Annotated in this window: 7 protein-coding genes and 1 tRNA gene; 2 read left to right on the top strand and 6 right to left on the bottom strand. The window is 69.8% G+C overall.

Features of this window, described 5'->3' with window-relative positions:
• Positions 1-201 precede the first annotated feature (201 nt).
• On the top strand, positions 202-867 hold the full coding sequence (locus tag DDE13_RS16150) for a class II aldolase/adducin family protein (RefSeq protein ID WP_111405315.1): 666 nt from the start codon (positions 202-204) through the stop codon (positions 865-867).
• A 71-nt stretch (positions 868-938) separates the two neighbouring features.
• A tRNA-Arg gene (locus DDE13_RS16145) sits at positions 939-1015 on the top strand.
• Between the two features lie 198 nt (positions 1016-1213).
• On the opposite strand, the gene DDE13_RS22975 is transcribed toward DDE13_RS16145, so the two are convergent.
• From DDE13_RS22975 to DDE13_RS23245, 6 genes are all read right to left on the bottom strand, one after another.
• Positions 1214-1378 carry a hypothetical protein gene (locus DDE13_RS22975; RefSeq protein ID WP_162631052.1) on the bottom strand — a complete coding sequence of 55 codons (165 nt, stop codon included), beginning with the start codon at positions 1376-1378 and terminating at the stop codon, positions 1214-1216.
• 112 nt (positions 1379-1490) lie between these two features.
• Positions 1491-5216, bottom strand: a complete 3726-nt coding sequence (locus tag DDE13_RS16140; protein WP_235868737.1) for a DNA/RNA non-specific endonuclease — start codon at positions 5214-5216, stop codon at positions 1491-1493.
• A complete protein-coding gene (locus DDE13_RS16135; RefSeq protein WP_111405314.1) occupies positions 5213-5914 on the bottom strand; it encodes a hypothetical protein in 702 nt (233 codons plus the stop codon). Before DDE13_RS16135 ends, DDE13_RS16140 begins: the two co-directional genes overlap by 4 nt.
• Positions 5911-7917: an ATP-binding protein gene (locus tag DDE13_RS16130; RefSeq protein ID WP_111405313.1), complete on the bottom strand. Its 2007-nt coding sequence runs from the start codon at positions 7915-7917 to the stop codon at positions 5911-5913. The genes DDE13_RS16135 and DDE13_RS16130 overlap by 4 nt, the downstream gene beginning before the upstream one ends.
• A complete protein-coding gene (locus DDE13_RS16125; protein WP_111405312.1) occupies positions 7914-9467 on the bottom strand; it encodes a hypothetical protein in 1554 nt (517 codons plus the stop codon). The genes DDE13_RS16130 and DDE13_RS16125 overlap by 4 nt, the downstream gene beginning before the upstream one ends.
• A 9-nt stretch (positions 9468-9476) precedes the next feature.
• Positions 9477-10442, bottom strand: coding sequence for a hypothetical protein (locus DDE13_RS23245; protein WP_222626121.1), 966 nt, complete (start codon positions 10440-10442; stop codon positions 9477-9479).
• Between the last annotated feature and the right edge of the window lie 8 nt (positions 10443-10450).

The raw sequence follows: 10450 nt of genomic DNA, 5'->3' as shown, positions 1-10450 counted from the left end.
GCTCTCGTCAAAGCTGATCGCACGTGGACCCAAAAAACGGCTTGATCACGACGGATACTCTAGGCAGCCCATGCGGGGCCGTGTTCCGCAACGCCCCGGTTCATGGCAGCCTCGCGCGGTCCGCCACATGTGCCGGGCTTGCCCTTGCGGGGCCGATCGGGCAGGTCACGGGCAAGACCATGCGGAAAGGATCGCGCCATCATGCCTACTGCACTCTCCGACAAGCGGCAGGCCATCGTCGACGCCGCTCTGGCGCTTGACCGCAGCAAGCTGAACCGCGGCACCACCGGCAACCTGTCGCTGCGGGATGGCGACCACATGCTCATCACGCCCTCCGCCGTACCGAGCGATGCGCTGGCCGCAGACATGGTCGCCCGGATGCCGCTGGCGGGAAACGGCCCGTGGGAGGGACCGCGCAAGCCGTCCTCGGAATGGCGGTTTCACCGCGACATCCTGCGCGCGCGGCCCGACATCGATGCCGTGGTGCACACCCACGCGCCCTTCTGCACGGTGCTTTCCATCGCCCGCCGTCCCATCCCGGCGATCCATTACATGATCGCGGCCTTCGGCGGTCCCGATATCCGGGTGGCCGACTACGCGACTTTCGGCACCGCAGCGCTGTCGGATCACGTGCTGCGTGCGATGGAGGGCCGTATGGGTTGCCTCATGGCCAATCACGGGATGGTCGTCGGCGGGCCGAACCTGCCACGCGCCCTGTGGCTCGCCCATGAACTGGAGGCGCTTGCCCATCAGCATTATCATGCGCAATTGCTGGGTGGCGCCCATGTGCTGACAGATGCCGAGGTCGCCGAAACGGCCGCCGTCTTCGCCGGCTACGGCGTTCAGGGGGACCCCAACACCGCATGAGCGCATTAAGTCGTTGATGCGCGGCATCAGGGGGCGCTAAGGAAGATTCAGGCGGTGCCACACCGGCCAGCGGCCTCGTAGCTCAACTGGATAGAGCAGGTGACTTCTAATCACCAGGCTGGGGGTTCGAGTCCTCCCGGGGTCGCCATTTTTTCTAGATTGCTGCAAAGGAACCATAAGAGTGCACGAAACGGCCGCTTCCGGTGCACACCCGTGTCAAGACCTTTATGATCGCATCATGCAATTTTCCAATATACCTCTGATATTTTTAATATTTTCCGGGACGGCAACGCCATCGCTGCGATATGCCTTGACCCGCACAGGAAAGATGACCGCCTTCGGCGCGTCAGTCCTGATCTTCCGAGATCGCGCGCATCGCGTCGTCGCGCAGGTAGATCGACCCGAAGTCCCGCCCGTCCGGCGAGAAGCGGGCGATCCCGGCGGCGGTGAGCAGGCGCGAGTTCGTGCCGCGCGGCTGCCCCGTTTCATCCGCGAGTGACGGGACCGTCACGAACGGGATTGTTGCAGAACTCTGGTCTGAGGCGTGATTGCCCCTTACCCCTCTGACCTCAACCGACGCGAAGAGGCATAGAGAGACACTTGCCGTAACCTTCACGTGCTGTTCAGAGTGTGTCCTTCAGTCCGCCGCCGGGTTGCGACCAGGAATTGCGGATGCGTGTGAACACGCCGACCTCGTCGCCATTCAGCGCATCCACGGTCTTGTCGCTGCGCCGCTTGACCGCGTCATAGGCCTTGAAGAGCACCGCTTCGGACCTCTCACCAAAGCCGGAATAACTGCGCAGCCGCGCTGCCACCCAGGCGCGCCCACGTGCCGCGATCTTCGCCTTCAGGAGCGTCTCGATCTCGCCGGGGAAGGTCACCGTCGGTCCGCCGCCATGGCGGCTCGACAGCTGCACATCGACGCCTTGATCGATCGCCCGCCCGGTATGGGCGTCCAGCGCAGCCGCGTCCACATTTTCGTCCGTGGTCACCGCGGCGGCCGTGTCGTATTCCGACCGGATGGACACGCTTCGGGTCAGCCCGCTGACGGGATCGAGCCGGGTGTCAAGGACCGAGGCTTGGGCTTCCATCGTCGAATTGACATACTTGATGCCGTTCGCGGTCTCCAGGATCGTGTCGCCGCCCCGGATCGTCACCTCGTAGCGGACCCAGTAGCGCCGGTCGTTCACCCATGTCTTGACATCCCGCTCGATGGCCGCGTGATGGACGGAATTGGCATGGGCGGTAATCGGGTACAGGTTCACCGGACGCCCCGGCCCGCCAAGATTGTCGTTGAGCAGGTGGCCGCGTATGTAGCGCTGGTTGGCATCGGCATAGGTTTTCGGATCGGTCGGCAGCATGCCCATGAGCCCGGCCTGCCCGCCGGGGCCGGAACCCTGCGGGTGATCCGGTCCGAGCGGATCGGCCAGCATGTGGATGCCCACGGTATCCCCGCCGAGATTGCCGCCCTCCATCGTAACCTTGGTCCGATGGCGGTTCGAGCTGTCGCTGGGAATGCCGGTGCCAGAGAGCGGTTCGCGCACGGTGACCTTCAGGTCGGGGTTGATGCCCCCCACCACCTCGAAGCCCCGCTGGAAATCGCCCTTGAAGCCCAGCGTGGTCAGGCCGAAGCGGCGCTTGATCCGCGGGAAATAGTCGTCGAGCGCGTCGCTGGTGGTGGACTGGGCGCTGGCCAGTTCGACCAGCCGCTTGGCCGCGTTCACGTCCTCGCGCTCGTCGCTCGCGGTCCGGGGTTGCGGCGCGGGCGGCTCGTCCAGGGTAGCCAGCGTCAGGGGCCGCGGATAGCGGGGCGTGTCGGAATTGGGCAGGCTGCCTTCCGGAACCGCCGCCTGTTGCGTGCCCTGTGCCCGCGCCGCCTCGTCCACCGCGTCGGACCGCTGCTGCTGGTTGGCCGAGCCCGATTGAACCGTGGGTTGCGTCGGGGCCTGCCCCGCCCCGCCCTGCCCTGCCTGACCCTGCCGGGCCGCATCGGCGGGTGGCGCTGCGCGTTGCGGGCGCGCCGGTGCGGGCGGAGCGGGGGTGGGCGCCTGTGCCTGCGCGGCGGTTTCGGGTGGCACCGCGGCGCGGCTTTGCTCCTGCAGTTGCCCGCGCCACTCGGCCCGGTTTTGCAACGCCTCGCGGGCCCCCGATCCTGCTGGCCCATCCTTTGGCATGGCCTCCTGGATCAGCGCGGACGCGTCGATATCGGTCGAGGACATCTCGATTTCGGGCGGCTCGGCCTGGCCGAAGGTGTAGTTCATCCGCGCCTGAAGCGCGAGATCGGGACCCATGGGAAAGACCGCCTCGGCCAGTTGCCATTCCTGCTCCCAGACCGTGACCCAGAGCGCCTCGATCTCGGCCCAGGCGTTCAGGCCCAGCTTGACCCGCGCCCCCGCCGCCAGCGTCGCCACGCCCTCGATCCCCCAGTCGCCGTCCGCGTAGTTGAGCGTCGGCACCACCGAGATGGCGCCGTAAAGCCCGGCGGTCCCCACCGCCTCGATCCCGCCGGTGAGGGACCCGAGAACGACGTCCACCCCAAGACCGGCGCCGAGCGCGACATAGCCCTCGACGAAGGCCGGGACAAAAAGCTCGCCGGCCACCGAAAAGCTCGGATCGGCCTCCTCCGATCCGATGGTATACGACCCCTCGACGCGGATGTTGCGGAAGACTGCGGGACCGACCCCGGCGCGCACCCCGGCCCGGACCCGCAGCACCGCCACCAGCATGGCCCAGAGCGGAATGTTCTGGGAGTAGCGGAACAGTTCCCGATCCATCCGCTTCTCGGGGAAGAGTTCCAGCGGTTCGGTGACCTCGATGGCGCCGGAGACGTCGATCCCGCCCTCGGGCAGGATCGTCGCGGTCAGGGTGCCCGAAAGCCGCGGCATCAGCTGCGCCGTGACAGCGCCCTCACCGCCCAGTTCCAGCGCGCCCTCCTCGGTCTGTGCCACCGTGACGGTGATCGACCCGGAAAGCTTGCCGTTGTCGGCGCTGTAGCTGATCGTTGTCTCGCCCGACCACCGGTTCTCCCGGTAGCGGACGGTGACCGAACCATCGAGTCCGGGCAGCAGCGCCGTGTCGATCGGGATCTGCGCCTCGCCCGAGAGCTGGCCGTCGCCGTATGCGACGTTGACCTGGCCCGGCTGCAGTCCGGGGATGGTGATCTGGGCGTCCACCCCCATGTCAAACTGCCCGTCCGTGCCGTAGCTGGCGCTGAGCTGCGCGTCGCCCGCCGGCCCCAGATCGACGCCGACCTCGCCGCTCATGCCGAGCCGTCCCGCCTCGTCCATCGTCGCGGTGATACTCCCGTTGCGCACGGGAAAGCCGTCGGGGAAGGCACTGGAAGCGATGGTCAGAGACCCCGAGACGGCCCCGCTTCGCACCCGGACCTGCCCCGTGACCTCGTCCATCATCGGGACATCGAGGCTGATCGCGCCACGTGCGGAGAACTTGTTGGCGCGGTCCAGTGCGGCGCTGTCGATGGCCAGCGATCCGAAATTCGCGTAGCTCGCCGCAAACCCGGCGATCGACGCGCTGACCCGGCTGTTCTCGTAGTCCAGCGTCAGGGTGCCGCCGGTGACCGACAACCCCGGGATCGAGGTCGCCATCTGCCCGGCCTGCAACTCAAGATGCGCCGTGAGGTTCTGGTCCTCGTCGATCGCCACTTGCGTCTCGATCTGATCCAGAAAGGGCGGCGTGATCGTCACGGTGCCGTCCGCCGAGAACCGGCCCTCTTCGGTGAAACGGAAATTCACCGTCCCATTGCCCAGATCGGCATAGGTCAGCGTCGCGCTGCCGTTGCCCGAGACCTTTCCATCGGACAGCGTCAGAGTCCCCGACGCCTCTGCCGTCAGCCCCGGGATGCGCGGGCGGCGCGGGATCAGGTTCGCGCCCTCGACGGTGACCTCGCCGCCGATCCGACCCTCTTCATCCAGGGTCACCGTGACACTCGGGTTACCCAGCGCCGGGATCTCGAGGTCGCGCCGCAGCCGCGCGGTCAGCGACGCCGCACCCGTGCTGTCGACGCGGATGGTGAATTCGCCTTCTGCCAGATGCGGGACCGCCAGATCGGCGGTCAGGTCCACCCGTTGACGGCGGGCGCTGTAGCTCGCCGACTTCAGCCGAACGCCCGGGATCGGCTGCGCGCGGTCCTGAAGATTGATCCGTCCCGCCTGCAGGTCCTCTGCAGACAGCCGCAGGCCGGCGCCCAGCCGCGCGACGAAGCCAGCCTCCCCCGCCAGAAGCCCATAGGCGGAGGCGGGCGTTCCGGTGTCGGCCGCCCGTGCCGTGTCGTTCTGCGGTCGGCTCGGATGAGCCAGCGGCGGCGCGTGTGTGGCTTGCCTCTCGGTCACGGGTCGTCCTCCGGCGGTGCGTCCGGTTCCGGTCCAGGGGCCGGGGCAAAGACGCCGCCAAGACGCACGGCAAGGCGGACCGCGAACCGCGTGCCGACTTCGGCATGGAGCGCCTCGGTCAGCGCAGCCTGCATCGGTGCCCGCGCCTTTGCCGGGGCGCGCAGGAACAGAGCCACCATCGCCCGTACGGCGCTCTCCAACTCGGCCCTCGGTGCTGCTTCGAACCGAACGAAGACCGCCCGCAGCGGCTGCGGCGCCGGCAGCGCCCGCAAGCTCAGGGCAGCCGCCTCGAACAGCCGATCCCGCTCCGACCGGGCCGGGTCGGCGGGGGCCTCCTTGACGCGCTCCGTTTCCGGCGCTGCGGGAACCTTATTCACCCGTTCCGTTTCCGGAGCGGCGCACATGTCGTTGACCCGCTCCTTCTCCGGTGCAGCGGTCACCTGGCCGGCGTTAGCTTCGGGCACGGGAGCCCCGCTGGACACATATCCGGACGCGCGCGCGTCCGTGTCCCGATCCAAGTCAGGGATCGGATCGGCTGGCTGCCGCTCCGGGTCGGCCGCGTCCCGGTCGCCGGCTGCCGTCCGCGCCGCCTCCGCCAGAGCGCTGTTGCCCGGGCGCAGCTCTGCCTCACCCGGCTCCCGCGGGGCGGGCAGCGGCGGCGTCTCCTCGCGAAAGATCTCCATGGCGTAGTCGATCATCTCGCCCCCATATCCGCGCGCAGCCCGGTGTAGTACCCGCCAAAGGCATCCCTTCGGATCGGACGGCCTTGCTTGACCAGTTCCTGCCAGACCGCCCCCAGCAGAAGCGCCATGTCGACCGGCTGACCGGTTGCGGCGGCCCGGTGCGCGGCCCTCAGCCAGCAGTTGCGGATCTCGCCTCCCGTCAGCTCGAACCCTGCCAGCCGGTCGAAGTCGATTTCGCCCGCGACAGGGACGTCCGGACCCGCACCGCGCCGCCACAACGCCGCCCGGTGGCCTGCATCGGGGGTCGGAAACTCCACCACCATGTCGAGCCGCCGCAGGAACGCTTCGTCGATGTTCTGCGCCAGGTTGGTCGCCAGGATCGAGACGCCCTCGAAGCTTTCAAGCCGCTGAAGCAGGTAGGAAACCTCGAGATTGGCGTAGCGGTCATGGCTGTCCTGCACCTCGGAGCGTTGGCCGAACACCGCGTCCGCCTCGTCGAAGAACAGCACCACGTCGCTCTGATCCGCCGCGGCGAAGAGGCGGTCGAGGTTCTTCTCGGTCTCGCCGATGTACTTCGAGATCATCCCCGCCAGATCGACGCGAAAGAGCGGCAGGCCGAGCGCCCGCGCCACCGCTCCGGCGGCAATGGTCTTGCCGGTGCCGGACGGCCCCTTGAAGAGCGCGGTCAGGCTGCGGCTCTTGCCCAGCCGCGGGCCGAGCCCCCAGTCCTCCAACACCCGCGGCGCGGTCTCCTGCCAGCTGGCCAAGGTCTCCAGCGCCCTTCGGGTGCGGGCCGGCAGAACCAGGTCACGGAGCGTGAAACCGGCGGTGACCGGCTGGGCCAGCCCGGCCAGCCCCTCGGCGGCCTGCAGGCGCAGCGCGGCCGCAAGGCTCGGCGCGTCCGCGTGCCGGCCCAGTGCCTCCGCGAGGTCGATCAGCGACAGGTGCTCGGCCCGGTAGAGAGCTGCGCGCAACTCCGGCCCGTCAGCGGCATGACGCAGCGCAAGAGCGTCGAGTCGCGCCCGCCGCTCTGCCGAGCCCTGATGCGGTGCCGTCAGCAGCGCCCCGACGAAGCCCGCCGACTGCCAGTCGCCCGCGCGTGCGGTCAGGATCGCCGCAGGGGCCGCAAGCCCGGCCAGAAGCGTTCGGCGAAGGTTCTCGGGTGCTGCGTCGAACCCGCGCAGCACCGGCAGCGTCCCCGCGAGACGGCTCTCACGCAGCGCCCGGGTCAGCGCGGGCATATCCTGCCCGCACCAGGTCACCAGACCGACCCGCAGACCGCGCCCGGCCGCCAGATCCATCGCCAGCGCACCGCCGTCGCTGCGCTCGCCCGGGGGGGCAACAATCAGCGCCATGGGCGGCACCGCGTCGCGCGCGCGCTCCGAGGGCGGAAGCAGCGTGACCCCGATCCCGGCTGGCGCAACCCCGCCCAGGAGCCGCTCGATCAGGTTCTCGTCGATGCGCAGCGCGCTTTCGACGAACGGTAGACCCTCCTCGCAGGTCACCAGCCCGAACAGCCGCAGCGGCGCGTCCGACGCCAGCATCCGCCGCAAGGTCAGCGCATCCAGCCCGTGACGCTCCAGCAGGCGTCCCGCCAGCGCAGGTGTCAGGTGCCGCCGCGCCATGTCGTCGTTGAGAAACCCGTAGACCCGACCGAAACGCGGATCGAGCGCCGGGGCCGCAGCCAGCAGCAGCATGTCGAGCTCGGCTTCGCCCAGATGGCAGGCCGTGGCCAAGTGGCGCCAGAACCCGCCGCGCCGCGCCGCCAGCGCATCGGCCTCCGCGTCGAGCCGCACCGCATCGGGAACCGCCTCGGCGCGGAGCCGTCCGGCAAGTTCTGCCAAAACCCGCTCCGCCTCGCCACCGTCGAGAAAGAGCCCGAGAAACCCCTCCTGCCGGTCCGGCCCGCGCAAGGCCCGCGTCAGCGCCACCTCGTGATGCAGCCGCGCCGCGAGATGCGCAAGTGCGGCCTGCATCCACGCCGCGGCGTCGAATCCGAGGGCGCGCTGTTCGGTCATTGCTGCCCCCCGGTCTCGAGGATCAGGCGCCGGTCGCCCAGATGCGGCATCCGTCCTTGCGGCCCGGTCAGCCCCGCCATCCGCAGCACGATGGCCAGCGGCGGACCGTCCAGCGTCACCCGGATCGCCTCGGCGCCGGTCTCGACGCGCCCCGCCGCGCTCAGGAACTGGCGCTGGAGATAGGCCCTGGACGATCCTTTCAAGCCGGGAAGCTGCGTCGCGAAGCCCGCGAGGATCAGACCGGACCATGCTTCCGCGCCGGATTGCCCGTCGAGATGCATCCGCGACTCCTCTGCCAGGGCAGCGACGGCGGCGGCGGGAAGCGGCGGCAGCACCGGGGCCGTCCCGGGCGGGTCCTGAACAGGCAGAAAAGCTGCGAGGCCCGGATCGGTGGCCGCTTCCGGATCGGGCACCAGCGCCAGCAGCAGATCCCGCGCCTGCCCGGATGACAGCGTCCCGCCGAACCGTGCAACTTGCGGCAGCAGAAGCGCCATCCCCGCCAGCTCGGAGCGGTAGACCCCGCCCAGCCCGCCTCCGGTGCGGGCCGGCCTGTCCGTCGGCGCCCGGCCCCGCGTGGCGGTGTCGCGCCGGTCGAGCCGCGTTTGGAGGCCAGTCACCAGTGTTGCGAGCCGGGTCCGCCCCGCCGTGTCGCGCGCAGTCCGATGCAGGAAGCCCGCCAGCGCCGCCGGAACGCCCGGTGCCTGCGGCACTGCTTCCGCCTGCAACCGCGCAAGGACATCCGCCACCACCGCGGCCCCCTGCCCGTCCGGCTGAATCGCATCAAGCGCCAGCACCATCCCGGCCACCGTCAGGGCCGCGCCCAGACGCGCCGCCGGTCCGGCCCCGGTGCCCTGTGCGGCCAGTGCCAGAGCCAGTACCGCCCGGCCCGGGGTGCTGCCGCGCAGGGCGGCCAGCGCCTCGCCGTCGAGTGCTGCGATCACGGCCTGACCATCGGCCGCGTCCCATGTGGAGGGCGCTTGTGTCCCGCTCCAGCGTTGGACCAGCCGTGCCGCATCGGGTTCGGGGATCAGCGGCGCCAACACCGTGGCCCCGCCCTGGCTCCGACCCAGCGACGCAAGCTCGGCCAGCACCTGCGGTCGCGTCCCGAGCAGTTCGACCGCAACCTCGGCGGCGCCGAGATACCGCAGCGCCGTGAAGTCCGGAAACGCCCAGTCGGGTTCACGGACCATCCCCACCCGGTGCGCGACATAGGCCGCGACATAGGCGGCCGTGGTGTCCCACTGCCGCGACTCGGCATGCGGGTCGGCCAGCGCCCGGCGCAGCGCCGCCGCGATATGCGCCGCAAAGAGCCGCGCCAGGGCGGCGTCCTCGAAGGGCCCCTCCAGCGCCAGATCCAACCGGAGCCGCCGCAGCCGGATCACCCCCTCGCGCCCGTCCAGAAGCGGCCCGGCAAGCGACGAAAGCCGTCCCGGCAGGTCCTCCCGCAGCGCCCGGTTCAGCCGCCGTTCCAGCGGCGCGGCCTGATCGGCTGCAGTGATCACCGTGCAGTCCGTGACGAGCCGGCCGATGCCGAGGCGATGCGTGTCCATCCTTGCGACCTAGCGCGTGTGGCAGTCGGGCAGGCAGTTGCGGCAGCCATCGACCTCGCCGAAATGGGCAGCCGCCGCCCGCACCGCGTCCTCGCAGCGGGTGAAGAACCCGAGATAGAGCCGGTTCTCCTCGTCCGGCACGAAACCCGGGCAGCCCAGCCGGTGCACCTCGTGCTCTCCGCCCTCCTGCGGATTGCGATTGACGTAGTAGACCGATGGACAGGTGCTGGTCATGAGCCATTCCTGCAGCACCGCCGTCGGCAGGAGCGCGCGCCGGTCCGCGGTCCGGAAGACCGCCACGCCGTCCTCGACCAGAACCTGCCCCAGAACGACGAAATCGTCTACCTCCGGCATCTCGGGCGGCATCGGCCGCATGCTGTGCATGTCGGGGCTGAGCGGATCGTAGGCGCCACAGAGATGCCCCGGCAGGCTTGCGTCGACCCGGTGGCTTTCCGGCAGCGCACAGATCAGGTCCAGCGCGATGCCGCCGCAACTCCGGCTCGGGCGCAGGTGGTTCGCCGGGTGGGCGCAGCCCTCGGCGACACCCGGGCGCAGGTCTTTCTCGGCAAGGGTCGGCCGCGCGATCAGCCACGACAGGACCGGCAGGCTCACCGCCGCCGCGGCGATCGCGGCCTCGTCGACCAGCGCACAGCCCGCACCGCCCGGTCCGCAGCAGGCGGTGACCCGCGCGGCGATTCCAGCGACGGAAAGCGCCCCGGTGAAGAACACCTCGCGGCCCAGAGGCGTCACGCCATAGCCGCCGGTGACGGTCAGGACATCGGCCTCGATGTGGGGGACCAGACCGGCCACCACGCCCCAGCCGTGAAGGTAGCGGCGCATCCGGGCCAGTTCCCGGTCGTGGCTGGCACGGTCGAGTGTCAGATCCTCGGCCCGCACCACCTGACGGTCGAAATAGAGCGGCGCTGTCAGGCCGTTCTCCCACGTGATCAGAGGCTTGCGCTCGGTCGGTGCCATTGGAGCCT

Origin of the sequence: Meridianimarinicoccus zhengii, assembly GCF_003254465.1 — a bacterium.
Classification (GTDB): Bacteria; Pseudomonadota; Alphaproteobacteria; order Rhodobacterales; family Rhodobacteraceae; genus Meridianimarinicoccus; species Meridianimarinicoccus zhengii.
Note: the sequence above shows the minus strand (reverse complement) of the source record. Positions and strands in the feature narration are given on the sequence as shown.